Below are 26,240 nucleotides of genomic sequence, written 5' to 3'. Positions count from 1 at the left end.
GGAAACTGGTTATTATGGACGTATACAGGAAGAATACATATGGCGAATAAAATCAAACTATTAACATCTGCTATAGCCGTTTCTGCTGCAATGATGGCAAGCTCATCTTTTGCAGGAACATTGCAAGATGTACAAAAAGCGGATGAATTAAAATGTGGAGTAAGTACTGGTTTAGCAGGCTTCTCTAACCCGGATGAAAAAGGCCAATGGAAAGGGATCGATGTTGAATATTGCCAAGCCATGGCAGCCGCGGTACTTGGTGACAAAACAAAGATTAAATACGTTCCTCTCAATGCAAAAGAACGTTTTACTGCTATTCAATCAGGCGAAGTTGACGTGCTTTCTCGTAACACTACATGGACACTACAACGTGATGCTTCACTTGGCTTAAACTTCGCAGGTGTGACTTACTACGATGGCCAAGGTTTTATGGTCAAAAAAGGCCTTGGTGTAAAAAGTGCAAAAGAACTTGATGGCGCTTCAGTCTGTGTTCAAGCCGGTACAACTACTGAACTAAACCTTGCCGATTACTTCCGTGTTCAAGGTATGTCTTTCAAGCCTGTCGTTTTCGATAATATGGATCAAACGTCAAAAGGTTTCGATTCCGGTCGTTGTGATGTATTAACCTCGGATCAATCTCAACTTTATGGGCTACGTTTAAACCTTAAAGATCCAAGCTCAGCCATCGTACTACCTGAAATTATCTCGAAAGAACCTTTAGGCCCAGTAGTTCGTCAAGGCGATGACCAGTGGTTTAATATCGCTAAATGGACGCTATTCGCTATGCTCAATGCTGAAGAATATGGCATTACTCAGAAAAATGTTGATGAGATGAAAAAGTCGGACAATCCAAATGTTAGACGTATTTTAGGTCTCGATGGTCCTAAAGGTGAGGGCTTAGGTCTAAAAGATGATTGGGCTTATCAAATCGTAAAACAAGTCGGTAACTACGGTGAGATGTTTGAACGTACAGTTGGCCAAGGTTCACCTTTGAAAGTTGACCGTGGCGTGAATAAATTATGGAACGAGGGTGGCTTTCAATACGCTCCACCGATTCGATAGTTTTCATTAGTTCTCGAAAAGATGAAGCTTCGTGCTATATAAAATCAAATATAGTGTAAGAAGTTAAAGGGCGGTTTCGACCGCCCTATTTATAATCAGGTTTTGAGGTTACTGCTGTATGAAACCCATTAAATCAAATGAAGCAGTCAATTCGTCAACTACGAGTAACTCGCTTTCAAGCTTAATTTATAATCCCAGATTTAGATCTATTGTTTTCCAGTTAATTACTGTTGCTGTTGTCGGTTACTTTCTTTATATCATCATCAATAATACGGTGACTAACCTGAACGATCGTGGCATAGCAACTGGCTTCGGATTTCTCAATCGTGAAGCAGGATTTAGCATTGGCTTAACTCTAATTGACTACAACGCAACTGATACTTTTGGACGAACCTTCTTTGTTGGTCTACTCAATACCGCACTTGTCTCTGTTCTGGGGATCATTCTCGCCACTATTATCGGATTTATCGTTGGTATTGCTCGATTATCTTCTAATTGGATTGTCAACCGCCTTGCTACTGTATTTATAGAAATAGTCCGAAATGTCCCTCCACTGCTACAAATTCTATTTTGGTACTTTGCCGTTTTACAAGCCCTACCTTCTGCTCGGCAAAGCTTAAGCTTTAGTGAAGCCGTTTTTTTAAACATTCGTGGTTTATACCTTCCCAAGCCTGTATTTGAAAGCGGAAGCATGCTCATTGGCATTGCTACAATTATAGCCGTAGCACTCAGTATCGGTCTATATTTTTGGTCAAAAAACAAACAGAAACTAACAGGTAAACAAACGCCTGTCGGTCGAATTACTCTAGGCTTATGCATTGGTCTGCCTTTGATTGCCTATTTCCTAGCGGGAATGCCAATTTCAGCTGAATATCCGGAATTAAAAGGGTTTAACTTTAAAGGCGGCATCACAATTCTACCGGAGTTGTTTGCCTTATTGATCGCTCTTGGTATTTTTACCGCTGCATTTATTGCTGAAATTGTCCGCTCGGGTATTGAAGCCGTTGACCATGGTCAAACAGAAGCGGCAATGGCTCTTGGTATTTCTCATACTAAAACATTAAAACTTGTTGTTATTCCACAAGCAATGCGAATCATTATCCCACCACTAACCAGTGAATATCTTAACTTAACCAAAAACTCATCATTAGCGATGGCAATTGGTTACCCTGATTTAGTATCCGTGTTTGCTGGCACAACGTTAAACCAAACCGGACAAGCGATTGAGATTATATTTATGACCATGGGCGTGTACTTAGCGTTAAGTCTACTCACCTCTTGGCTCATGAATATCTATAATAATAAAGTCGCATTAGTCGAACGATAAGGTGGAGAGAATAATGAAAACACATCAATTTCAACCTAGTCTTCCACCACCACAAAATACTGTGGGCGTTGTTGGCTGGATGCGTAAAAATCTATTTAGCAGTCCTACCAATACCATTACGACCGTTATTTTGGCTTACTTTGCTTTCCGTATCATTTGGCAGGTCTTAGAGTGGGGAGTGTTTAATGCCGATTGGTTTGGTACGACTCGAGATGACTGTACTAGCACAGGTGCCTGTTGGGTGTTTATCAGCGTTCGTTGGCAGCAGTATATGTATGGCTTCTACCCGACGGCTGAGTTATGGAGACCTCGTGTATTCTATGCCACTTTAGCCATACTAGTTGCGCTGATGGCGTATGAAAAAACACCTAAACGTACATGGATCTTTATTTTCTTTGGCAGCGCTTATCCCATATTAATGGCTGGCTTGCTTGAAGGCTCAATGTTTGGTCTGCCTGAAGTGTCAACCCATCAATGGGGTGGATTACTAGTGACCTTAATTCTAGCTATCATTGGTATTGTATTGTCATTACCCATTGGCGTGGTACTGGCATTAGGACGGCGTTCTACAATGCCAATCATCAATAAACTCAGCATAATTTATATTGAGATCTGGCGTGGCGTTCCGCTAATTACCGTCTTATTTATGGCATCGGTCATGTTACCCCTATTTTTCTCAAGTGGTATTCAAACCGATAAACTGATTCGAGCTTTAATCGGTGTCACTATGTTCTATTCCGCTTATATGGCCGAAGTGGTTCGTGGTGGTTTACAAGCGATACCAAAAGGCCAATATGAAGCAGCAGATTCTTTAGGATTAGGTTATTGGCAGAAGATGCGTTTGATCGTTTTGCCACAAGCTTTAAAAATTACTATTCCATCAATTGTGAACAACTTTTTGTCTCTCTTTAAAGATACAAGCTTAGTGCTCATCATTGGTATGTATGACGTGTTAGGAATAGGACAATCAGCCAATACTGACCCGAATTGGTTAGGGTATTCAACCGAAAGCTATGTATTTGTTGCACTCGTATTTTGGGTTTTCTGTTTTGGTATATCACGTTACTCAATGTATATCGAAAACAAACTCAACACTGGCCATAAACGTTAAGTGTAATTCAAGGAAGTATTATGACTGAACAACAAGATTACATGATCCAAATAAAGGACATGAATAAATGGTACGGTGAGTTTCACGTGCTAAAAAACATTAACCTTAACGTTAAAAAAGGTGAGAAAATTGTAATTTGTGGCCCCTCAGGATCAGGTAAATCAACCATGATCCGTTGTATTAACCATTTGGAAGAGCATCAAAAAGGCAGCATCCGGGTTTCAGGTACCGAATTAACAGAAGATTTAAAAACCATCGAAATCGTACGCAAAGAAGTGGGAATGTGTTTCCAACACTTTAATTTATTCCCCCACTTAACCGTATTAGAAAATTGCACTTTGGCGCCGATTTGGGTGAAGAAAATGCCGCAACATGAGGCCGTGAAGATCGCAATGAAATTCTTAGAGCGCGTTAAGATCCCAGATCAAGCCGATAAATACCCTGGTCAACTATCTGGTGGTCAACAACAACGTGTGGCCATTGCTCGTTCTTTATGTATGAATCCACAAGTCATGCTATTTGATGAGCCAACTTCAGCGCTTGATCCGGAAATGGTTCGCGAAGTTCTTGATGTAATGGTTGAGCTTGCCGGTGAGGGTATGACAATGCTTTGTGTCACTCACGAAATGGGGTTCGCTAAAGAAGTTGCTGATCGCGTTATTTTCATGGATGCAGGGGAAATTATTGAAGAGAATAATCCGAAAGAATTCTTTGAAAACCCACAATCCGATCGAACGATTAATTTCTTAAGTCAGATTTTGCATCACTAATAATTAGAATTTAAACACAGATAATATGAACTAGCCTTGCCTTTACCTTTGGTAATCGCGAGGTTTTTTTTATTAATTGAGTAAATATAATCACTATGACAATATATTCTCTCAATAATAATTTCACCTCCAAATACACAACATCAGCTGTTACAACTTAGTATCGAATCTGTCGTTATAATTTAACTACATTCGTTTATAATAATTCTATTCGTGGTTAACACTTGAAAAAGTGAACTTATAGCCGCATTTAAGGACTAACAAAAGTATAAGCTGATCTCGTTTTATGGCAGACTTAGCTTAACGAAAGCGTTACTAATGAGGAAATTTATGAACAGTCCACTAACATCACGCTCAGCAAGAAGCGCAGGCGTTGTACAAACGAACAAAGTATTACGCAATACTTACTTCCTATTATCAATGACATTACTTTGGTCTGCGGTTGTGGCTGGCGTATCAATGGCGCTAAATTTACCTCACCCTGGCATCATTATCATGTTGGTTGGTTTCTACGGTTTACTTTTCTTAACCGAGAAAAACCGTAATTCTAGTTTAGGATTAGTATTTACATTCTTATTTACGGGTTTCTTGGGATACACCTTAGGTCCGATTCTAAATATGTATGTTGCCAACGGTATGGGTGACATCATCATTACATCACTTGGCGGTACCGCATTAGCGTTTATGGCAGCTTCAGCTTACGCCCTTACGACTAAACGTGATCTTTCCGTACTGAACGGTGTCATGATGGCTGGTTTCATTGTGATCGTGGTTGGTATGGTTGCAAGCTTCTTCATCCATATTCCAATGTTCCATCTTGCACTAAGCGGTATGTTTGTCTTGTTTTCAACAGGTGCTATCTTGTTGACTACTCAAAACATTATTCGTGGTGGTGAATCTAACTACATTTCAGCTACGATTACGCTGTATGTATCGATTTACAATATTTTCATTAGTTTATTAAGCATTCTAGGCATCACAAGCCGAGATTAATCTACAATTAAATAGACTACTTAAATACCTAAGTAAAACGGTATATGTAACTAGCCCGAAAGTGCTCTCTAGCAATAGATTCACTTTCGGGCTTTTTTATGTCGTTAATCTGTTGGCTCCCGTGAAAGATTCCGCTACCCTTATCACATTATTATCCTTTAAAAGCCATTAGGTAAGCCATGTATCACTTTAATCAACAAATCATTGAAACCGATACTGAAGGATATTTACTCGATCAGACCCAATGGTGCAAAGAGCTTGTTCCTCTTTTGGCTGAGTCTGAAAATATAGAATTAACCGACGCTCACTGGGAAGTCATTTTATTTGTCCGTAATTTTTACCTAGAATTCAAAACATCACCTGCTGTTCGAATGCTGGTTAAAGCAATGGAAAAAGCGCATGGCCCAGAAAAAGGCAGCAGTAAATACCTATTTAAACTATTTAAAAAAGGCCCGGCAAAACAAGCAACTAAACTTGCAGGGTTACCCAAACCAGCGAAATGTTTATGACGCTAGATACCAATCAGATCACAAAATAACAAAGTCTCGCGTGACTTTCTTCTCTGTCGGCACTTCTTGCAGCCGTTCAACAAACGCCGTTCGTGGCCCTTTTTTAAGCCAAGCCTCGAACTCTGCAACTTGGCTTTCATCACCACAAGCTAGGACTTCAACATCCCCATTGTTTAGATTTTTCGCATAGCCTGTTAATCCCATAACCAAACCTTGGTGTGCAGTTTGATAACGAAAACCAACGCCTTGAACTAAACCTGAAACGATAAATAAGCGATTACAAAATGCCATATACCCTCCATTTACTGCATTTATTTCCTTAACCATTAAAATTCTAGCAATTATCACGGTTAAATTTGCTTTCCTTTTCACATTAACTGAAAATACGGTTTTCCTTTCTATTCTAGGCAACTCAATCTTATGACTCCTGCTATTTACCTTGTTAAAGGCCGTGAAAAGTCCCTTATTCGTCGTCACCCTTGGGTATTTTCTCGTGGCATTCAAAAAGTAGAAGGTAATCCAGAACTTGGCGATACCGTGGATGTATTTTCAAACAGTGGTCAATGGTTGGCAAAAGCCGCCTACTCGCCTCAATCTCAAATTCGAGCTCGTGTATGGTCATTTGAAAAAGAAAATATCGATACCGCATTCTTTGTTAAGCGTTTACAAGATGCACAAGCGATGCGAGAAGCGATTATTAAGCGTGGTGGCTTGACGGGTTATCGCTTAATTGCCGGTGAATCAGATTGTTTACCAGGTATCACTATTGATCGCTACCAAGACTTCTTAGTATGCCAGTTATTAAGTGCAGGCGCTGAAGCGAAGCGTGAAGAATTGATTGATGCATTGAAGCAAGTATTTCCAACTTGTAGTATCTATGAACGCTCAGATGTTTCAGTGCGCAAAAAAGAAGGCTTAAAAGAACGACAAGGCCTTATTCATGGCGATATGCCTCCAAGCTCTATCGTCATTGAAGAAAATGGCATCAAAATTCAAGTGGATATTCAGAAAGGCCACAAAACAGGATTTTATCTTGATCAACGTGATAGCCGCCAACAAGCGATGAAATACGTTGCAGGAAAGTCTGTATTAAACTGCTTCTCATATACTGGTGGATTTGGTTTATATGCGCTGAAAGGTAATGCGACTAACGTTATCAATGCGGATGTATCTCAACCTGCGCTTGATAATGCAAAAGCCAATGCAGAGTTAAATGGATTCGATTTATCGAAAGCTGAATTTTTAAATGCCGACGTGTTTAAGCTATTACGAGAGTATCGTGAAAATGGCACTAAATTTGATGTTGTGATCATGGACCCGCCTAAGTTTGCAGAATCCAAAGCCCAATTAAATGGTGCTTGTCGTGGATATAAAGACATCAACATGTTGGCAATGCAAATCCTAAACCCTGGCGGTATATTACTCACTTATTCTTGCTCTGGTTTAATGGAATCTAATTTATTTCAAAAAATCATTGCCGATGCAGCATTAGACGCGGGTCGTCGAGTACAATTTATTGAACGCTTTGCCCAAGCAGCCGATCACCCCGTTGATAGCGCATATCCAGAAGGATTTTACTTGAAAGGCTTTGCTTGCCAGGTTAACTAACACTCTTGTGGTGCTAATGATGCACCCAATTACTTTATAGAGAATACAGCATGTCAAAATTAACGAATGATATTGAAGCAAACCTAGCTTTGTTTGTAAAAGAGACTCAAGAAACCAAATTGGTTTGGGGTTTAAAAAATGATGAAGGTTGGCTATCTTGTGACTCTTCTGAATTTGAAGAAAGTGAAGTCATGCCATTCTGGTCAGCAAAAGAAGACGCTCAAACGCACAATGTTGAAGAATGGTCTGATTTTGAAGTACTAGAAATCCCACTCGATATTTTTGTTGAAGATTGGTTAATTACTCTTGCAGAAGATGGGGTATTAATTGGCACAAACTGGAATGATCAACTTGAAGGTCAGGAACTTGAGCCTTCAGAACTGGCTAAACAATACATCTAAATATTAAAGACATTTAGAATCACAACGAAGAAGAGTTTTTACTTTAAATTTCACATTTAAGAGTATCAACCGGAAGCCCCACAAAAATATTGTCATCTTTGTGGGGCTATTTTTTGGAGTCGAATTAAGGTTCTGTTACGGCTTGCATTGCCAACAATTCAGCCATGATTGTATTTTTATTCGCTAAATAGTCATCCAGCCCTGCTTTGCGTAAATCACATGCAGGACAATCACCGCATCCATTACCAATTATTCCATTATAACAAGTAAGTGTTTGAGTTCGAACTAGATCTAAAGCTTGATATTGATCAGCTAATGCCCACGTTTGTGCTTTATTTAGCCACATTAATGGTGTTTTTATTTCAAATAATCTATCCATTCCGAGTACTAAAGATTGATTGATCGACTTTACAAACTCATCACGGCAATCCGGATAACCTGAAAAATCGGTTTCACAAACGCCAGTAATAACCGCATCGGCTCCAATTTGGTACGCGTAAATGCCTGCAAGAGTTAGAAATAAGATATTACGACCAGGAACAAAAGAGTTTGGTAAGCCATTTTCTTGTAATTCATGTGAGACCGGAATGTCATCGCGCGTTAGAGAGCTAATCGCAAGTTCATTAAGCAAGCCAACATCCATTATCTTATGCGCAGTAATACCTAACTGTTGAGCAACTTTTTGAGCAACTTGAATTTCTTGCTTATGACGCTGACCATAATCAAAGGTAATCGCGTGAACCTCATCATAGTCTTGTATTGCTTGAACAAGACATGTAGTTGAATCTTGTCCCCCACTAAAAACGACAACTGCTTTACTCATAAATATATTCCTAAATTAATATTAGACGCATTGGCATGTGGTTTAATTCGCCCTAATAACATTGCATTTAACGTCAGGAAAAACACCACGGCACATTTGGTTAAATAAGTCATCATACTGCTATTAGATACTGAATCAATAATCTGTGGCGCAAAAATAATCCCTCCGACAGCTACGATGGATACCAACGTTATTTGAACTTTTGGTGAGAAAAAACCATCAAATATTGACTGCTTGAAACTCACGCTAAGCAGTAAAGAGATTGCCAAGGCCATTGCAGCCAACTGGCCAATAATCAAAGCATGACTAAACCAAACCAGACCATGCAAACACAGCGTTAATAACCACCAGAAGATGGGGTTAACCATCACATTTAATACATGGATATTTTTATTATTTTCAATACGAATATAGTGCCAAGCAATCAATATTCCTAACGCGTAACCACACAGAATATCCGAGAAAAAATGCCCTCCAAGCCAAACCGTTGCCAAGTCTTTACATACAATAAAAAGCACCAATAATAGCAAAACTTTATAAGGAGAGAATTCTTTATATCTTCTCACCAATGCATTAAAAACATAACATAACCAAACCATGCTTAACGTTGCGCTTAAACTTGGCATTCCAAAGCCCGTTTTATTAGACATATGTATATCAGGAAAATAGGCTTCCGGTCTTGGAAGCTGCAACCTTAGCTGAATAAAGTAGACGATTACCGCCGTCACGATAATAATAAGGCATAGACGAATACTAAATTTTGCACCAAATAAATAGTTGATGAGTGGTAATACAAGTAGAACCATAAAAATACTAGAAAAACTATCTAGCAACAACATAACCCAAACAAACCCGCGGCTAAAAGCGTTATCCAAGTTTAAAATGCTATTTTGTATCGTCTCAATAAAAGAGATCTCAATGCTCTGAACATAAGGCGCTGAGCTGACCGTATTATAAATATATTGAACATCCTGATTATGGACCTTATGCCCAAAAACTTGTTGTTTCCACTGTTCAGGGAAGCGATATTCTTGGGCCGATATATTCTCAGGTAATGACAAAAAAACGCTCTGTGTTTCTAGCCCGTAACTAGGCGCAAACCACGCAGGTACAAAGTGAAATCCGCGTTTATTTTGATGGTGATAGACAAAAATCGGAGACTCCACCTCACAATCGTAAATATAAGCAGTTTTTGTTTTCGTCAATAACGCTTTTGCATTCACAACAAGGCCGCTTTCTTCCCATGTTTCTCGCTCTGCGGCCACTTTAGGGCTTTCTCCAGCCTCAATAGTTCCACCCGGTAGAGAATACAACCCAGTGATGACCTCTTGAATAAAGACAACTTGATTATCTGCTTGGATATAACACAATGCGCCTTTTAACTTAGCATCACTAGCATGCGCTATAGAGGAAGCTAACAGCATATACAAAACAAAAAATAGCATAGCGGTTTGTTTCAAATGTGTGATTCCATATAACGAATGATGCATGGATGAGACAACTCATATATACCTTGAATAATTTGGAATATAGAGAGACCGTAATTAACCGATTAAAGATTTACGTAAACAATGTATATGTGGTTGAAAGCCCATTTTCTTATAAAAGCCTTGCCCTACTTGGTTAAAATCCCACACTTCAACAAATAATTGAGCAACACCATAATCAAATAATGTTTTCTCTATACGATGAAACAAAGCGATTGAGACTTCTCCATTTCTATATTTAGGATGAACATAAAATTCATCGATGCTTCCCATTGGAATGGGTTTACTTACCGAAGATACCAACTCACAAAAGTGGGCAGTGATAAAGCCAATAATTTCTGCATCTTTTTCTGCAACAAAAACCAAGCATTCTGGGTGCTCTAAATAACGATCTATACTTTTTTCTTGTTCAATTTCTTGCGCCGTTTTAAACAGTTCAGGCTGTGTTTGGTGGTGATGATCATGAAGTTGAAACATTAATTCATTCAAGCTTTCGAGATCGTTTTCTCTCGCGGCTCTTATTTGTAACTTCATGACTTTAGTCACCTATATTATCGTGGTTCAAATTGAGATGAATATTTCGCTCGCATGAGTCTATTCATATTGGCACTATATTTTACTGTAAAGCTTAAGGTTTGTATTTAATAATCCTTTCACATCTTAATCTTAGTTCCATTTAATTCTACAAAACAGATGCTAATCAAACGTTCATTTTAAACTTCTCCTCTTAACTTTTATTTATTACACTGTTGTGACACCCACTCACGAGGCACAACGTCCATGCTAGATTACGCCCTGCTCACCGCTTTTATTCCTACTTTCTTTTTTGTCTCGATTACTCCTGGTATGTGTATGACCCTCGCCCTCACTCTTGGTATGAGTATTGGTGTCAAACGAACATTATGGATGATGGCTGGTGAACTCGTTGGCGTCGCTGTCGTTGCCACCGCGGCAGTTATTGGTGTTGCAGCAATTATGCTTAATTATCCAAGCTTATTTACGATTTTAAAATGGATAGGCGGCGCTTATCTAATTTGGATTGGCATTAACATGTGGCGCAACAAAGGTAAAATGTCCCTCAACTTAGATAATCAACAACAGCCAACTCAACGTTTACAGCTGATGAGTCAAGGCTTCATTACTGCAATTGCAAATCCGAAAGGCTGGGCATTTATGATCTCCTTATTACCACCCTTTATTAATATCGATAAATCAGTCTCCCATCAAATGATTGTCTTAATTGGAATTATTTTATGCACAGAGTTTATTTCTATGCTGGCTTATGCAACAGGTGGAAAAAGCCTACGATTGTTCTTAAGTAAAGGAAATAATGTGCGCTTTCTCAACCGCATCGCAGGAACACTTATGATTGCTGTCGGTATTTGGTTAGCCATGATTGATTAGCTCTATATAAAGGGCAATAAACGAGCGATTAATGCTTCATTTTTACTCAAATTAAGAGCTTATAACTAAACGTCATAATTAATGCCTTATGTCACTTTGTACCCGCAAGATTAAAGCGGTAAATTTGCGAGCAATAAATTCAGTAATAAATTTTGTCCATTTTATACAAATTAAGGATTAATATATGTCTATTGCCGTTATCGCTAATCTTGCGATTTTTGTGGGCATCCTTCTCTTTTTGTTTTTACAACAAAGAAAAGCCAATAACAGTTTATCTCGTCAAGTTTTACTCGGGTTAATATTCGGTAGTGTATTTGGTCTGCTTGTTCATGTTTTTTATGGTGAAGGTAATCCAATCATCAAACAAACTCTTGAATGGGTAAATGTGGTTGGCAGCGGATATGTTGGCTTGCTAAAAATGGTCATTATGCCACTAGTGTTAGTTTCTATGATTGCCGCTGTAGTTAAATTAGAAAACTCAGGCTCTCTTGGCAAAATTAGTGGTTTAACTATTGGCGTACTCCTTTTCACCACTATGATTGCCGCTCTAGTTGGTATTATCGTCACACATTTATTTGGCTTATCGGCTGCAGGACTAACGGAAGGTGTTCGAGAGTCCGCCACGATTTCTGTTTTAGAAACTAAAATGGGTAGCGTTGCCGATCTAACCATTCCACAAATGTTAGTGAGCTTTATTCCAACCAATCCGTTTGCTGATTTAACAGGTTCTCGTTCAACATCTATTATTGCGGTTGTTATCTTCGGTATTTTAACCGGCATTGCGGCCCGCCGCGTGATGATTGAAAAGAAAGAATTAGAAGCCCCTATTCGTACTTTTGTTGACGCTATTCAGTCGATTGTAATGCGTTTGGTTCGTATGATTATTTCATTAACGCCATACGGTATTGCAGCATTAATGGCTAAAGTAGTGGCGACATCAAGTGTCGGAGATATTTTAAACCTTATCGGCTTCATTGTTGCTTCTTATATTGCTATTTTCTTGATGTTTATTGTGCATGGAATATTAGTTTCTTTCGTAGGTGTGAGTCCAAAAGAATACTTTAAGCGCATCTGGCCAGTATTAACATTCGCATTCACCTCACGTAGCTCAGCTGCAACCATTCCATTAAATGTTGAAGCTCAAATTACTAAATTGAATGTTCCACCAGCTATCGCTAATTTAGCAGCAACGTTTGGTGCGACAATTGGACAAAATGGTTGCGCGGGTATTTATCCTGCCATGCTAGCCGTAATGGTTGCTCCAACGGTGGGCATTAATCCAATGGATTTTAACTTTATTATTTCTTTAGTTGCGATGATTACTATTAGTTCATTCGGTATTGCGGGTGTCGGCGGCGGTGCAACTTTTGCAGCCCTTATCGTATTACCGTCAATGGGGTTACCAGTCACCATTGTTGCCTTATTAATTTCGATTGAACCATTAATTGATATGGCTCGTACCGCACTGAATGTAAGTGGCGCAATGACAGCGGGCACAATTACCTCTCGTTTGTTAGGCAACAAAAAAGAAATCAATCAAGAATTTAAAACAATTCAAGTGCAAACTGCCGATTAAGGCTTTACCTAGGCAGAGACTTTATGCAGGCTGAAGCTTTAGTCCAGAGTTAATTAAAGCTCTATATAGCCTGAAACTAATTCGGTATAGATGACTTAGCTAAAATAGAAAACCCACAATATGTTCGACACATACTGTGGGTTTCTTGTATTGATAAGATCAAAAAATAAAACTATAAAATAGCCAATGCAACTTTGGCTAAATTGAATGCATCAACATAGCCAGAATGTTGTCGCCCTTCCCACTCAATATTCAAGTTTTCTTGTGCTTCTTTATGACCAATGCGCTTATCTTTTAAGCGAGATTGAATTCGATACAAGGTGGCAAGATTCAAAAATTCTTTAAACGGAAAAACGAGCCCTTTTTGTTCGCATTCTAATCGCAAGATCTCATCATCTCGCCCCCAAGCTGCATAAATTTTATTCGAACCACCAAAATTTTTGACCATGGACTTTAAAACGGATTCTAGTGGCCTTCCTTGTTTTTGCACTATACGAGGTGTTATTCCCGTTAATTCATAACAAAAACCAGAAATTTCATCCTCTTCTGGTTTTACATAAAACTGTGCGCGCTTCACAATCGTCCCCAGAACAAGATCGACCTCTGCTAAGCCAATTTCTATAATTTCACCCGTGACCTTGTCACTGCGATTGTTCTTTATATCATCTTGACTCCAACAGCACATTTCTAAATCGAAGCATACCACTCTGTTATAATTCATGGTTTTTCCTATTATGATTCATAATATTCCGCCTCAATATTAAAAAAAGAATTCTAACAAAATTAACCATGCCAATGCTAAGAAAATACCAATCACCACTATGCTTTGCTTATAATTCAATCAGTAATTTAACTCATAAAGATTTACGTGAGTAAAAGTACATTCTTTTAGATGATTATATTCGTAATGTGACCGCGATTTTTAACGGTTTGAAGCATCATTATGATAAAATAATTCCAATTTTATGACTTGCTCTTGTCTTTTTGTTGACCTTGTTTTTTCAAGATCCGCCCAAAGATAAGTCACTGAGTATTTTCTAACAGAGACATCACCATGACTTTTGATTTATCAGCAATGCCAACTACTTTTGATCTTCTGCATATCATCTTAGCCGCAACCACGGTTTTATTTTTATTACTATCAATGCGCCGTAAAACGGTTGAGAAAATCATTGAAAAGCCAGTCGAAAAGATCGTTGAAATAGAAAAGCCGGTAGAAAAAATTGTTGAAGTCGAGAAAGTAATCGAAGTTGAAAAAATCGTAGAAAAAATTATTGAAGTAGAATCTAAGCTTAAAAGTTCGCCAACGGAGTCTGCATTACAATTAATGTCTATCTTTCAACAAGAAGCTCGTTTAATTGATTTCTTATCAGAAGATCTTACTGGTTTTAGCGATGAAGAAGTCGGGGCAGCGGCACGTGTGATTCATATTGGTGGACAAAAAGTATTGGCCGATCACTTCACTCTTTCTCACATTCGCAGTGAAGATGAAGAAACACGCATTACGATCGAACAAGGCTTTAACGCCCAAGCAATTCGCTTAACCGGCCATGTTTCAGGCCTAGCGCCATTTACTGGTACGTTAATTCATCGCGGTTGGAAAGCAGATAATATTACTCTACCTAAATTATCAGAAAACTATGACTCTTCAGTATTAGCACCGGCTGAGGTTGAACTGTAATGGATATGAATAATTCGTCTCAAGACGCTCAAGCCCAATTTTTTGTTGGTATCGATTTAGGCACCACCAACTGCGTATTATCTTACCGCTCAATAAGTGAAGAAAACGCACCTGTGCAAGTCTTTCCTATTGCGCAACTGATCGCATCAGGACAGGTACAGGAATTAAATCAACTGCCTTCATTTTTGTATCAAGCACATGAAACAGAATTAGCACCCGGAACAACCGTCCTGCCTTGGACACAGCAACCCAATGCATTGGTTGGAACCATTGCTCGTCAAATGGGTAACAAAACCCCAATGCGTTTAGTCGCCAGTGCAAAAAGTTGGTTGTGCCACGGCGGTGTTGATCGTCGTGAAGCCTTTTTGCCACAATCAGGTCAAACTGATACAGATGACATCGATAAAGTGTCACCATTAAAAGCGACTGAATTATACTTAGCGCATTTAATCTCAGCTTGGGATCACCAACATGCTTCGGCTCCATTAGCTCAGCAACAAGTGACTATCACGATCCCTGCTTCCTTTGATCCTGCGGCAAAAGAATTAACGGCCGAAGCGGCGCGTAACGCGGGCTTAAAACAAGTTACACTGTTAGAAGAGCCGCAAGCGGCTTTATATAGTTGGATTGATAGCAATAATGACAAATGGCGTGAACAAGTTGAGCTGGGTGATCTGGTACTTGTCGTTGATGTCGGTGGCGGTACGACTGATCTGTCACTAGTTTCGGTAACTGAGCACAATGGCAACTTAGACTTAGAGCGTATTGCGGTTGGTGAGCATATTTTGCTTGGCGGCGACAACATGGATCTTGCGCTCGCTTATCGCCTAAAAATGAATTTAGCGCAACAAGGTAAGCAACTTCAACCTTGGCAAGTTCAAGCTTTGGCACATTTATGTCGTGATGCTAAAGAAGCGCTCCTTTCTGATAGCAACTTAACATCAGTACCAATTGTAGTGCCAAGTCGGGGTTCAAAGCTGCTTGGCAGCACATTGAAAACAGAATTAACGCAACAAGATGTGCAACAAACTCTGGTTGATGGTTTCTTCCCACAAGTTGCCGTTACCGAACATCCAGTGCAATCGACTCGAGCAGCATTAACGCAATTAGGTTTACCTTATGCTCAAGATGCTGCAATCACGCGTCATATTGCCGCATTCTTAACTCGTCAGAACCAAGCTCAAAACAATCACGATGATAGTTCAAGCTTTATCAAGCCAACTAAAGTGCTGTTTAACGGTGGCGTATTAAAATCAGAATTACTGTCAAAGCGCCTTTTAAGCACCATTAATAGTTGGTTAACCACCGATGATAGCAAAGGAATTTCTGCATTAACTGGTGTCGACCTTGATTTAGCCGTTTCTCGTGGCGCGGCTTATTATGGTTTCATCCGTCACAATATAACCAATAATAATGCTGGGGTTCGGATCCGTGGCGGCATTGCTAATAGTTATTATGTGGGAATTGAAAGCGCAATGCCGGCAATTCCAGGAATGGCGCCACCGATGGAAGCCATTTGCGTCGCACCTTTTGGTTTAGAAGAAGGCAGCCATGTACAAGTTGAAAATCAAGAATTTGGATTAGTCATTGGTCAACCTGTTCAATTTCAATTTTACGGTTCAAATACCCGTCGTGAAGACAGTGTTGGTACCCACTTAGATTTCTGGATGCCAGAAGAACTTGAAGAGTTGCCTGAAATACAGATGACATTGGATGCACAGCAAGGTCGCAATATTGGTGATGTCGTCGTGGTTAACTTAGCTGCCACTGTCACCGAAATTGGCACTCTTGAGCTTGAGGCCATCGCCAAAGATAACGGTCAGAAATGGCATGTCGAATTTAGTGTTCGCCACTAATGCATACGCTATGATGAAGTAACAGCACGGCATATCACTCGACTCTTAGAATGATATGCCGTTTTTGTTTTATTCCCTTTTTTCTCAATAGGAATCACTATGCCATCAACACTTTCTCGCTCAACTAAAGCGCAATACTTAATCGGTATCGATTTAGGAACCACAAACAGTGTGTTGGCTTATTGCGAGATTCAAGATGACCTTACCCACAGCCCAGTGGCTATCTTCGATATTGATCAGCTTGTCGGCGCAGGTGAAGTAGCACGCAAGCCTCTATTGCCATCTTTTCGTTTTCATCCGGCTAACAACCAATTTCAAGAGCATGATTTAACGCTTCCTTGGGATAACCAAACGATTGTTGATGATTTACCCAACGCAATTATTGGGGAATGGGCGCGTGAATTAGGCGCGAAAGTCGAAGGTCGTCAAGTGTCGAGTGCGAAGAGTTGGCTTTCACATGATGCGGTTGACCGAGAGTCTGATATTTTGCCTTGGTCATCGAATGATGATGTAGAGAAAATCTCACCATTAATCGCCAGCGCCAGCTATTTAAATCATATGCGTCAAAGCTGGAATCACCATCACCCGATCCATAAGCTCGAACAGCAAGAAGTGATCGTGACGATCCCGGCATCATTTGATGAAACTGCGCGTAACTTAACGCTACAAGCGGCAAAACTAGCAGGGTTGCCGAACATCCATTTATTGGAAGAACCTCAAGCGGTATGTTATGACTGGTATAGTCGTCATTTAGATTCAGCATCTGAACAGCTAGAAAATATCCCCTCAATTTTAGTTTGCGATGTTGGCGGTGGTACGACCGATCTTAGCTTAATCTCTGCGACTCATACCGATGGTAATTTGAGCCTTAATCGAATAGGGGTTGGCGATCACTTAATGCTCGGCGGTGACAATATTGATCTCGCTCTCGCCCACCTTGCCGAGCAACGTTTAAGTGATAACAGCACCAGTAAAAAACTCAACGCCGCCTCACTGATGAAGCTGATCCAACAAACTCGTAAAGTAAAAGAAGATCTACTGCGACCCGATGCCCCCGAGCAAGCTAAAATATCCGTATTAGGCTCGGGTTCTCGATTAATTGGTGGCACGAAAAGCGCACCGATTACTAAGCAAGAGATCCATCAAATTGTACTGGATGGCTTTTTCCCTCTCACAGACAAAAATGAAATGCCCCTAAAACGCCGTACTGCCGTCGTTGAATTTGGTCTGCCTTATGCTGCCGATGCCGCGATCAGTCGTCATATTGCTGAATTCATTCAAAATCACGCCCCTGAACAACGTATTCCCGCGGGCTTATTATTAAACGGTGGTGTGTTTAATAGCGAGTTAGTTGAAAACCGTATGGTGGATTTATTCAATAAATGGAACGATTCCCCTATTACATTATTGGATAATCCAAACCCAGATTTATCGGTGGCATTCGGCGCTGTCGCGTATACAAAAGCACGTCGCGGCGCACAACTTAAAATTGGAGGTGGCTCCGCCCGATCTTACTTCTTACATCTCAAGCAAAAAAAGAAAGCTTCACAGGCATTATGTTTACTCGCAAAAGGCAGTGAAGCTGGCCATGAAATTCGCTTAACGGGGCGTAAGTTTTTACTCACACTAGGAGAGCCAATTCAAATCGATCTGCTGACGTCTACTCAAGAGCAATTTATTGATAGCACCAATTTATTAACTCCACCACAAAACAGCTTGTTACTTGATGTTGATAAAAATCGATCTCAAGTCGCTTTTAGACCATTGCCACCTTATATTGCCACTCTCGATAGCAATACGTCGCGCGATGCTCTGCAAGCTAATCAAAAAGATCGAGTCGAGGTCATGCTTGCTTGCCAACTGACCGAGGTGGGCACATTAAAATTAGAATGTGTCAGCTTGGAAGATAACAAGCAAAGATGGTTATTAGAATTTGAAACTCGAAAACATGAAGAGTTCGAGCAAGCACAAGCACACCCGAGGCTGGCTCAAGCGCAAGATTTGATTGCAACCGCATATTCAGGCAATAGAAAAATAGATAATCCAAAACTGATTAAAACACTGAATAAAGACTTAGAAAAACAATTAGGCAAACGTGAGCTGTGGGATTTTTCGACTTTACGCCAATTATTTGATGCATTTTCACTGGGTAATAAGCGCCGCCGCCGCTCTGCCGATCATGAAAAACAATGGTTACGCTTAGCTGGATTTTGTTTACGCCCAGGATTTGGTGATCCAACCGATAGTTGGCGCTGTGAACAAACGTGGTCTTTATACCAACAAGGCATCCAATTCCCTTCCAGTCAAACTTGGTCTGACTGGTGGATCTTCTGGCGCCGAATTGCGGGTGGACTTAATCAAGAACAACAAGAAACAATTTTGGCCGATATTGCTAAATATTTACATCCTGGAGCCCATAGTGCCAAAGGTGCCAGTAAAGAAGTCAGCGAGCAAGGCTATGAGGCAATGGTTCGTTTATCTGCATCATTAGAGCACTTAGACAGTGAAGATAAAGTGTTACTCGCCACTTGGTTTTTCAACCGAGCGCAAAAAAGTAACGACTATGTTCAAGCGCATTGGTGGGCATTGGCGCGCTTAGCCTCTCGCACTCAATTATATGGCAGCCAACATAATATTATTCCTGTAGCCCAAGTCTCTCAATGGCTGGTAAAAATGCTCGATTTGGATTGGAAGCAAGAACCCACTATCCCCTTTGCCGCCGTTATGATGGCTCGCAAAACGGGTGATCGCAGTCGTGATATTGCCGACGATATTCGTGCTCAAATCATAGACAAACTACAACTCAACCGAGCCAGTCAAACTTGGATTGATTTAGTCAGCGAAGTAAAAGAGTTAACCGAAGATGAATCGAAAAAAGTGTTCGGCGATTCTATTCCCGCCGGATTACATATGATGAATTGATGAACTTGACGGTTGGATAAAGTAAAAAATAAAGCTGCAAACTTTTCAGTCTGCAGCTTTTTTGTCATTAACCATCACTCATAAATACAGAGCAAAAAGTAAAAATCGAACTTATATAATGGATAGAAGTGCCTGTACTGGGTGCTGAAGTTTTTCTCCTTCAAAGCGTTTCACTTGGCTACGACAAGAATAACCAGTCGATAAGCAGCGCTCTTTTGGCAAACGATTTAAATTTGGCTGCCAGCTAAGTTGATAGATCCCTTGAGACATTTCAAGCTTATCGGCCTCATGACCAAAGGTTCCAGCCATGCCACAGCATCCAACCGCAATACTTTGCAATCTCGCACCAAAATGTTGAAAGATTTGTCCCCATTCTTTTTCCGCATTAGGTAACTTGGTTTTTTCAGTGCAGTGCGCAAATAAATACCAATCAGCCAGTTCCTCTGTTGAGGTGTTGGTGCCTGAACTTAAATTAGGCAGTAACCATTCATGTGCCATAAGAACGTTAAACTGACATGCATCTTTACCTAGCACATCTTGATATTCATCGCGATAGCACAGAACCATTGCAGGCTCTACGCCCACTAATGGAATATCTAACTTAGCAATGTCATTTAAAAACGCAGACGTTGTCGTCGCAGATTGAGTAAATTGCTTCAAAAACCCTTTGATATGTTGCGCTTTACCATTGGGTTTAAACGGTAAAACAATTGGCTTTTTGCCCAACTTAATCGCTAATGCAACAAAATCGGTAACCACTTGCGCGTCATAATAACTGGTGAAAGGATCTTGAACCACCAATACATAATCTTGCTTTTCACTATCCGATAAAGATTGTAAATGCGACAAACTAAAGCGAGTGTCCCATTCATTTTGCGCTAATTGTTGCTTCAATGTGGGTGTCGATAATAACGGGGTATCTACATATCCAATACTGGCTTTGGTTAAATCCTGAACCCATTTTATCCCTAACATACTGTTAACGACTTTCGGCGCAACTGCCATTAATGGTAATAAGGTTTCAATGTTAGCCACGAGATAATCTTTTGCCGGGCGTTGATAGCGCGAATAATAAATATTAAGAAAACGTGAACGAAATGAAGGAACATCAACATTAATAGGACATTGGCTGGCGCAAGCTTTACACGCTAAACAGCCATTTAGGGCGTCGTAAACTTCATGAGAAAAGTCATATTGTTTCTTCTTATTCACACTATGTCGTATACGATCTATCATGGTTTTAATCGACGTAGACTGAGTTAACGTTTGCTGCTCTAAATCTAAAACATCAATTCCTTGCTCAGTTAATTGGCGTAACCATTCTCGCACTAAACCGGCGCGTCCTTTTGGAGAGTGACGACGATCAGCGGTGATTTTCATCGATGGACACATCGGTGAATTCACATCGTAGTTAAAGCATAAGCCGTTACCATTACAATCCATCGCCTGATTAAAACTATCACGAACATTAACTGGAATTTGTCTGTCATAAAATGCGCGTTTTGTTCCGGAGACTTTAACCAACTCATCAAGGCTGTCTACTGGCGTACAGATCTTACCTGGGTTCATTTTATTGAGAGGATCAAAGGCGGCTTTAACCCGGCGAAGCTGCATAAATAATTCTTCACCAAAAAACTCTGGGCCATATTCAGAACGGTAACCTTTACCATGCTCACCCCACATCAAACCACCATATTTTGCGACGAGCTTGACTACATCATCGGAAACTTGATGCATTAGTTTTTCTTGCTCAGGATCGCATAGATCCAGTGCTGGACGAACATGCAACACACCAGCATCAACGTGACCAAACATGCCATAATTTAACGACTGGCCATCTAACAAGGTTCTAAATTCAGCAATATAATCGGCAAGATTTTCAGGTGGTACACAGGTATCTTCAGCAAAGGCAATCGGTTTAGCTCGCCCTTTCGCGCCGCCTAATAAACCCACCGCTTTTTTACGCATATTGTAGATTTTATTAATGCCTACTAAATCATTACACACTTGGAAACCAATGATCCCGCCTTCTTCTGTTTCCAATTTGACGTTTAAAGTCGCCACCAAATCATCCACTAAAGCCTTAACTTTTGCTTCATTTTCATCGGCAAATTCTATGATGTTGATGCCTTGCATGTCTTTGCCTTCAACATCAGTCAACAAATCACTTACGGTATGCCAAACAATATCTTGCTTAGCTAAGTTCAACACTTTTGAATCAACGGTTTCAACGGATAAAGCTTGTGCTTCTACCATAAATGGCGCACTGCGTAAGGCGGCATCGAACGAATTATATTTAACGTTGACTAAAGTCCGTGCTTTTGGAATTCGAGTTAGGTTTAATTTTGCTTCGGTAATAAATGCCAGTGAACCTTCAGCGCCACACAATACTCGTGCTAAATCAAACTCACCTGATTCATTGTTATCAAAACTTAACGCATTTTTTAAATCATAGCCGGTTAAAAAACGATTTAATGGTGGGAATTTAGCGTCAACCGCGGCACGATTTTCACGACAAATTTGTTCGGTTTCAATTAAGGCGCGACTAGCAAAGGTGCCAACTTCAGGTTTATTGTCCCCTTGCGTGTCATAAAATGAACCATCCGCAAATACGGCATGCAACGACAAAACGTGGTCGGAAGTTTTACCATACTTCAAAGAGCCTTGACCGGAAGCATCCGTATTAACCATGCCGCCAATCGTGGCGCGGTTGCTGGTCGAAAGATCTGGTGAGAAAAAATACCCATACTGACGCACAGTATCGTTTAGTTGATCTTTAATAACACCAGATTGAACCCTTACCCAACCTTCCGTTTCATTCACTTCTAGGACTTTATTCATATAACGAGACATATCAACCACAATGCCTTTAGTTAATGATTGTCCATTAGTGCCAGTACCACCGCCACGGGCTGAAAAAGTGACCGTATTATACTTATCTTGAGCACCGACTTTACCAATAAGTTGTACATCTTGAGTATGCTTAGGGAGGACGACGGCTTGGGGTAATTGTTGATATACACTGTTATCTGTCGCCACGGCTAGGCGACTTGCATAAGATTGTTCAATTTTCCCTTCAAATCCTGATCGCTTCAATTCTTCAAGATAGGTAGCAACGATTGGGTCAACAGAATAACCATGAGTAAGAAGTGGTAAAGATATGTTGTTACGGTAAGATTTTTGATTCTTTTTATCGGTAGAATTATCGCGTTTAACGACCATTATATTTCTGCTCCCTGTCCTAACATCATCGCTACATTAGTTTTTATAAAACAGCGTCGCCCATTCCATTTGGGGTCTGTTGTTATTTATTTGAATCTTATCACTTTACAACATTTGACTTACTGTTAGGAGTAAAAATTACAAATATTAAAGACAATATTCCACAAGCAAAATCAGCTTACATCTTTATAAAAGAGATGAAAAACGGTAGAATGCTTGGCTCATTTTCTTAACTCGATAAATAGCCTGAATTGAATGTCTAAACAAAAAGCGCTTAAAAAAATTGCTAAATGTCTTGAGCTAGGTAACTCAGCCAATGTCAACGAAGCAGCCCAAGCAATAAAGATGGCTCATCGACTCATGTTGAAATATGGGTTAGATAAAGATGATATCGACTTTATTAAACTTGGTAAGACCCAATCTAGTCATCTTCTTCCTGCTAGTATTAGCTCAAATTTATTACGTATCATTCGTGGTATTAATACTCGATTTGGTGTTGAAGCAGTTTTACTCAATCATAAAGGACTAAAGCGTGTTGAGTTTATTGGCGAAGCAGACCGGGCTATTTTTGCCGCTTTCGCTTTTGATATTGTTTACCGTGAAATGAATGAACATACAGGACAGTTCCGTAATAGCTTTTCAGGTTCAGGAACAGGTAGTCTCGAAGTCACAAGACGCGTCAATTCGTTTGTTTCTGGCTGGATTGAAGGCGCTTTAGAAAAACTGCCTTTAATTGCACCTGATGATGATTCTGCCAATAAAATTAATAATTATATTGATAAAGAATTTGCTAACATTGATCGTGAAACATTCAAACAACAATTAAGAGAAGCGATGAAAAATCTCACCGCTGATTACGAAGTAGGATTAAAAAAAGGGCGCAAAATATCAGTCAATCGCCCTATTGATGGCGCCGCTGAAAAGAAAAAGTTAACCCAGTAATCTCCATCAATTAATTTTGGGATCTAGCGCACTAAATACATGAACAATGGATTCCCCTTACAACATAAGCTTCACGACACTCTTGTGGATTATAGCTAGCAGTAAATAGGACAAAAATGGAAAAGACATACGGGACATGCGATTGGTGTAAACAATTTACCGCTAATTTACTACGTTTAGATTATATTGATGGGATCAGTAATCACACTTGCTCAGAATGTCATGATCTCGCCAGAATTGATGTACGTCAGTTCAACTTAGCAGAAGTCGCATTACGAGTGAAACAAGGCAGACTTAACTAATCTTATAATGCCAGCTTTAGAACAACTGACATGCATAAAAAAGGCGCTTGGTTTTATAACCAATAAGCGCCTTTTTAACGTCCTGAATTCGAATAATAAATTCAATTTGTATGGATAAAGTAAGATATACCCTTCACTCAATACAAATTATTTATGCTTATGTTTATACGTTTTCAGTTTTTTCGTAATTTTTCTCATAACGTAGAAGACGATAAATCAAGGCTCCTAAAATTGCACCAATGATTGGAACAACCCAGAATAGCCATAATTGCGATGTCGTCCAATCACCTACAAAGACAGCTACAGCAGTATTACGAGCAGAGTTAACTGAAGTATTTGTACTGGAATAGTGATTAAGTGGATCAGAGCTAGACATAAACCAATGGCGATAATCACACTAATTCATAAATCGCTCAATAATTGACTTGATAACAACTTCAAACACGGGTACTGTTCATGCATACAGTATGGATATATGGACAGCACTATGTTAATTCATTCTTTTTCAAATGAAACAAAAGCATCGATGTTATTAGCGGCAAATCAAGAATTGTATTCAGTTAACAGCCCCTTATTTGCTCGGTTGTCTCTTTTAGCCAAACAGCCTAAATGGATAATATTCACCGACCAAGCAACACTACCAACAGTAAGTGAATTACGCTGTTTTAATATCGAAGCTAAAAAAGTGATCAAAATGAAATCATCTCAAACAATGAGTGAAACCGATGTCATTATGAAAGTTTTAACCGTCAATACAGCAAGTGCCATTGTTACAGGCGATTCATTCAGTAAAGAAGAGCGCATCGCAATCGAATTAAAAGCAAAAGAAACAGCATGTGAAGTTTTTTTTATGACACAAGCTATGCAAAACACCTTAATGCGTAATATCCACTAATGAATGTTAATCCTTAAAATTGATCTTATAGAACATACTATTTGATCCTTTATTTTAAATTAGAAACCAAAGCAAACGTTTGCTTTTTCTCTGGATGAGTCCACCTTAATTCTGTTACTATTTGGCTTTCCGGTATGACTACTTCATGCCAGTAATTATTAGCCTAGTTTTAAATAGGAATGTGGAAATGAGCCCTGCTAATCAAGTTCTTGCCGTGAATGATGATCTCCCTATCCGTACAGATAAGCCTGTTCACAGTGGCAAAGTCCGTTCTGTTTATTGGTTAACTGAAAAAGATAGCCGCCGATTAATTCAAGAAAAAGGATACAACGTAGCCGCCGATGCTCCGTTAGCGATCATGGTAATCAGTGACCGTATATCTGCCTTTGATTGTATTTGGCGCGGTGACGGTGGCTTGAATGGGGTCCCAGGAAAAGGTGCGGCACTCAATGCGATTTCAAATCACTGGTTCCAACTGTTTAAAGATAATGGCCTTGCTGATAGCCATATTCTAGATATTCCCCATCCCTTTGTATGGATTGTCCAAAAAGCGAAACCTGTGATGATTGAAGCAATTTGCCGTCAATATATTACAGGCTCAATGTGGCGAGCGTATGACCAAGGCGAACGTGAATTTTGCGGTATTAACCTACCAGAAGATTTAGAAAAAGATAAAATTTTACCTGAATTATTAATGACGCCATCAACCAAAGGTATTTTAAAGGGAATCCCAAATGTTCCTGAAGCCGATGACGTGAATGTTACTCGAGATGATATTAAGCGTAATTACTCAGCATTCAATTTTTCCAAGCCTGAAGATATTGATTTATATGAGCGATTATTAAAAGAAGGCTTTAAGGTCATCAGCCAAGCGCTGAGCGAGGTTGATCAAATTTTTGTCGACACTAAATTTGAGTTTGGCTACGTCAATGATACAGAAGGTAAAGAAAAACTGATCTATATGGACGAAGTTGGCACGCCTGACTCTTCTCGTATTTGGGATAAACACGCTTATCAAGATGGCAAAATCGTCGAAAATTCAAAGGAAGGTTTCCGCCAGTTTCTGCTACAGTACTTCCCTGATCCAGATATTTTATTAAATAAAAACCGTATGCCTGAACGCTTTGCTCTCGCTCAAGATAATGTATTACCCGCTGAAGAAATCATGAAAATATCTCATACATACTTAGCGATTGCAGGGAAAATTATCGGCAAACCAATTATGCTAAGTGAAAATCCAAAACAAGAAATCATTGATGTATTACAAAAAGAATATGATTTAATCGTTTAAGGATACAAACTGCTGATTTATAGATAAAAATAAGCCTGACTTTCCTCTGGCTTATTTT

General features: G+C 39.7%; 23 protein-coding genes and 1 pseudogene. 17 read left to right on the top strand and 7 right to left on the bottom strand.

The window, feature by feature from the left end; all coding sequences use genetic code 11:
- The first annotated feature begins 39 nt into the window (after positions 1-39).
- The 6 genes from FH976_RS02340 to FH976_RS02315 all read left to right on the top strand — a co-directional run bounded on the left by FH976_RS02340 (position 40) and on the right by FH976_RS02315 (position 5,772).
- Positions 40-1,062, top strand: coding sequence for an amino acid ABC transporter substrate-binding protein (locus FH976_RS02340; RefSeq protein ID WP_194089312.1), 1,023 nt, complete (start codon positions 40-42; stop codon positions 1,060-1,062).
- A gap of 118 nt (positions 1,063-1,180) precedes the next feature.
- Positions 1,181-2,389: an amino acid ABC transporter permease gene (locus FH976_RS02335; protein WP_194089311.1), complete on the top strand. Its 1,209-nt coding sequence runs from the start codon at positions 1,181-1,183 to the stop codon at positions 2,387-2,389.
- A gap of 13 nt (positions 2,390-2,402) precedes the next feature.
- A complete protein-coding gene (locus tag FH976_RS02330) occupies positions 2,403-3,500 on the top strand; it encodes an amino acid ABC transporter permease (RefSeq protein ID WP_194089310.1) in 1,098 nt (365 codons plus the stop codon).
- A gap of 20 nt (positions 3,501-3,520) precedes the next feature.
- Positions 3,521-4,270: an amino acid ABC transporter ATP-binding protein gene (locus FH976_RS02325; RefSeq protein ID WP_194089309.1), complete on the top strand. Its 750-nt coding sequence runs from the start codon at positions 3,521-3,523 to the stop codon at positions 4,268-4,270.
- Between the two features lie 330 nt (positions 4,271-4,600).
- A complete protein-coding gene (locus FH976_RS02320) occupies positions 4,601-5,263 on the top strand; it encodes a Bax inhibitor-1/YccA family protein (RefSeq protein ID WP_194089308.1) in 663 nt (220 codons plus the stop codon).
- 179 nt (positions 5,264-5,442) lie between these two features.
- Positions 5,443-5,772: a TusE/DsrC/DsvC family sulfur relay protein gene (locus FH976_RS02315; protein WP_194089307.1), complete on the top strand. Its 330-nt coding sequence runs from the start codon at positions 5,443-5,445 to the stop codon at positions 5,770-5,772.
- A gap of 18 nt (positions 5,773-5,790) precedes the next feature.
- On the opposite strand, the gene yccX is transcribed toward FH976_RS02315, so the two are convergent.
- Positions 5,791-6,063 (bottom strand): acylphosphatase, encoded by a 273-nt coding sequence (yccX, locus tag FH976_RS02310; protein ID WP_194089306.1) that lies wholly within the window; start codon positions 6,061-6,063, stop codon positions 5,791-5,793.
- A gap of 129 nt (positions 6,064-6,192) precedes the next feature.
- On the opposite strand from yccX, the gene FH976_RS02305 reads away from it, so the two are divergent.
- Both FH976_RS02305 and FH976_RS02300 read left to right on the top strand, forming a co-directional pair.
- A complete protein-coding gene (locus FH976_RS02305) occupies positions 6,193-7,380 on the top strand; it encodes a class I SAM-dependent methyltransferase (protein ID WP_194089305.1) in 1,188 nt (395 codons plus the stop codon).
- Between the two features lie 50 nt (positions 7,381-7,430).
- Positions 7,431-7,781, top strand: a complete 351-nt coding sequence (locus FH976_RS02300; RefSeq protein WP_194089304.1) for a DUF2750 domain-containing protein — start codon at positions 7,431-7,433, stop codon at positions 7,779-7,781.
- 124 nt (positions 7,782-7,905) lie between these two features.
- Here the strand turns inward: FH976_RS02300 and queC are convergent, their stop codons facing one another.
- From queC to FH976_RS02285, 3 genes are all read right to left on the bottom strand, one after another.
- Complete coding sequence (gene queC, locus FH976_RS02295) at positions 7,906-8,604, bottom strand: 7-cyano-7-deazaguanine synthase QueC (protein ID WP_194089303.1); 699 nt, start codon at positions 8,602-8,604, stop codon at positions 7,906-7,908.
- Positions 8,601-10,064, bottom strand: a complete 1,464-nt coding sequence (locus tag FH976_RS02290; RefSeq protein WP_194089302.1) for a bifunctional NUDIX hydrolase/phosphatase PAP2 family protein — start codon at positions 10,062-10,064, stop codon at positions 8,601-8,603. The genes queC and FH976_RS02290 overlap by 4 nt, the downstream gene beginning before the upstream one ends.
- 84 nt (positions 10,065-10,148) lie before the next feature.
- The gene (locus tag FH976_RS02285; RefSeq protein ID WP_194089301.1) at positions 10,149-10,625 is read right to left on the bottom strand and encodes a GNAT family N-acetyltransferase; all 477 of its coding nucleotides are present in this window, start codon (positions 10,623-10,625) and stop codon (positions 10,149-10,151) included.
- 246 nt (positions 10,626-10,871) lie between these two features.
- Between FH976_RS02285 and FH976_RS02280 the strand changes: the two genes are divergently transcribed.
- A complete protein-coding gene (locus tag FH976_RS02280) occupies positions 10,872-11,495 on the top strand; it encodes a LysE family translocator (protein WP_194089300.1) in 624 nt (207 codons plus the stop codon).
- A 184-nt stretch (positions 11,496-11,679) separates the two neighbouring features.
- Entirely contained in the window at positions 11,680-13,071 is a 1,392-nt protein-coding gene (locus tag FH976_RS02275; RefSeq protein WP_194089299.1) for an L-cystine transporter, read from the top strand.
- Positions 13,072-13,243: 172 nt separating this feature from the next.
- Here the strand turns inward: FH976_RS02275 and FH976_RS02270 are convergent, their stop codons facing one another.
- Positions 13,244-13,792 (bottom strand): 3'-5' exonuclease, encoded by a 549-nt coding sequence (locus tag FH976_RS02270; RefSeq protein ID WP_194089298.1) that lies wholly within the window; start codon positions 13,790-13,792, stop codon positions 13,244-13,246.
- A 333-nt stretch (positions 13,793-14,125) separates the two neighbouring features.
- Here FH976_RS02270 and FH976_RS02265 point away from each other — a divergent pair, with 333 nt between their 5' ends.
- The 3 genes from FH976_RS02265 to FH976_RS02255 all read left to right on the top strand — a co-directional run bounded on the left by FH976_RS02265 (position 14,126) and on the right by FH976_RS02255 (position 19,530).
- The gene (locus FH976_RS02265) at positions 14,126-14,752 is read left to right on the top strand and encodes a DUF2760 domain-containing protein (protein WP_194089297.1); all 627 of its coding nucleotides are present in this window, start codon (positions 14,126-14,128) and stop codon (positions 14,750-14,752) included.
- Entirely contained in the window at positions 14,752-16,608 is a 1,857-nt protein-coding gene (locus tag FH976_RS02260; protein ID WP_194089296.1) for an Hsp70 family protein, read from the top strand. The genes FH976_RS02265 and FH976_RS02260 overlap by 1 nt, the downstream gene beginning before the upstream one ends.
- A 99-nt stretch (positions 16,609-16,707) precedes the next feature.
- Positions 16,708-19,530, top strand: a complete 2,823-nt coding sequence (locus FH976_RS02255; RefSeq protein ID WP_194089295.1) for an Hsp70 family protein — start codon at positions 16,708-16,710, stop codon at positions 19,528-19,530.
- A gap of 111 nt (positions 19,531-19,641) precedes the next feature.
- Here FH976_RS02255 and ydiJ read toward each other — a convergent pair whose 3' ends face one another.
- The gene (gene ydiJ / locus FH976_RS02250) at positions 19,642-22,752 is read right to left on the bottom strand and encodes a D-2-hydroxyglutarate dehydrogenase YdiJ (RefSeq protein ID WP_194089294.1); all 3,111 of its coding nucleotides are present in this window, start codon (positions 22,750-22,752) and stop codon (positions 19,642-19,644) included.
- Positions 22,753-23,007: 255 nt separating this feature from the next.
- Between ydiJ and FH976_RS02245 the strand changes: the two genes are divergently transcribed.
- Both FH976_RS02245 and FH976_RS02240 read left to right on the top strand, forming a co-directional pair.
- Positions 23,008-23,694 (top strand): DUF2786 domain-containing protein, encoded by a 687-nt coding sequence (locus FH976_RS02245; protein WP_194089293.1) that lies wholly within the window; start codon positions 23,008-23,010, stop codon positions 23,692-23,694.
- A 116-nt stretch (positions 23,695-23,810) separates the two neighbouring features.
- On the top strand, positions 23,811-23,996 hold the full coding sequence (locus FH976_RS02240; protein ID WP_194089292.1) for a hypothetical protein: 186 nt from the start codon (positions 23,811-23,813) through the stop codon (positions 23,994-23,996).
- A gap of 163 nt (positions 23,997-24,159) precedes the next feature.
- Here the strand turns inward: FH976_RS02240 and FH976_RS02235 are convergent.
- Positions 24,160-24,386, bottom strand: a pseudogene (locus tag FH976_RS02235) (aquaporin); the annotation flags it as partial.
- 97 nt (positions 24,387-24,483) lie between these two features.
- On the opposite strand from FH976_RS02235, the gene FH976_RS02230 reads away from it, so the two are divergent.
- Entirely contained in the window at positions 24,484-24,891 is a 408-nt protein-coding gene (locus FH976_RS02230) for a hypothetical protein (protein WP_194089291.1), read from the top strand.
- Between the two features lie 187 nt (positions 24,892-25,078).
- Positions 25,079-26,182 (top strand): phosphoribosylaminoimidazolesuccinocarboxamide synthase, encoded by a 1,104-nt coding sequence (locus FH976_RS02225; RefSeq protein ID WP_194089290.1) that lies wholly within the window; start codon positions 25,079-25,081, stop codon positions 26,180-26,182.
- Positions 26,183-26,240: the final 58 nt, after the last annotated feature.

It is taken from the genome of Vibrio hibernica (assembly GCF_015223435.1).
Lineage (GTDB): Bacteria > Pseudomonadota > Gammaproteobacteria > Enterobacterales > Vibrionaceae > Vibrio > Vibrio hibernica.
Note: the sequence above shows the minus strand (reverse complement) of the source record. Positions and strands in the feature narration are given on the sequence as shown.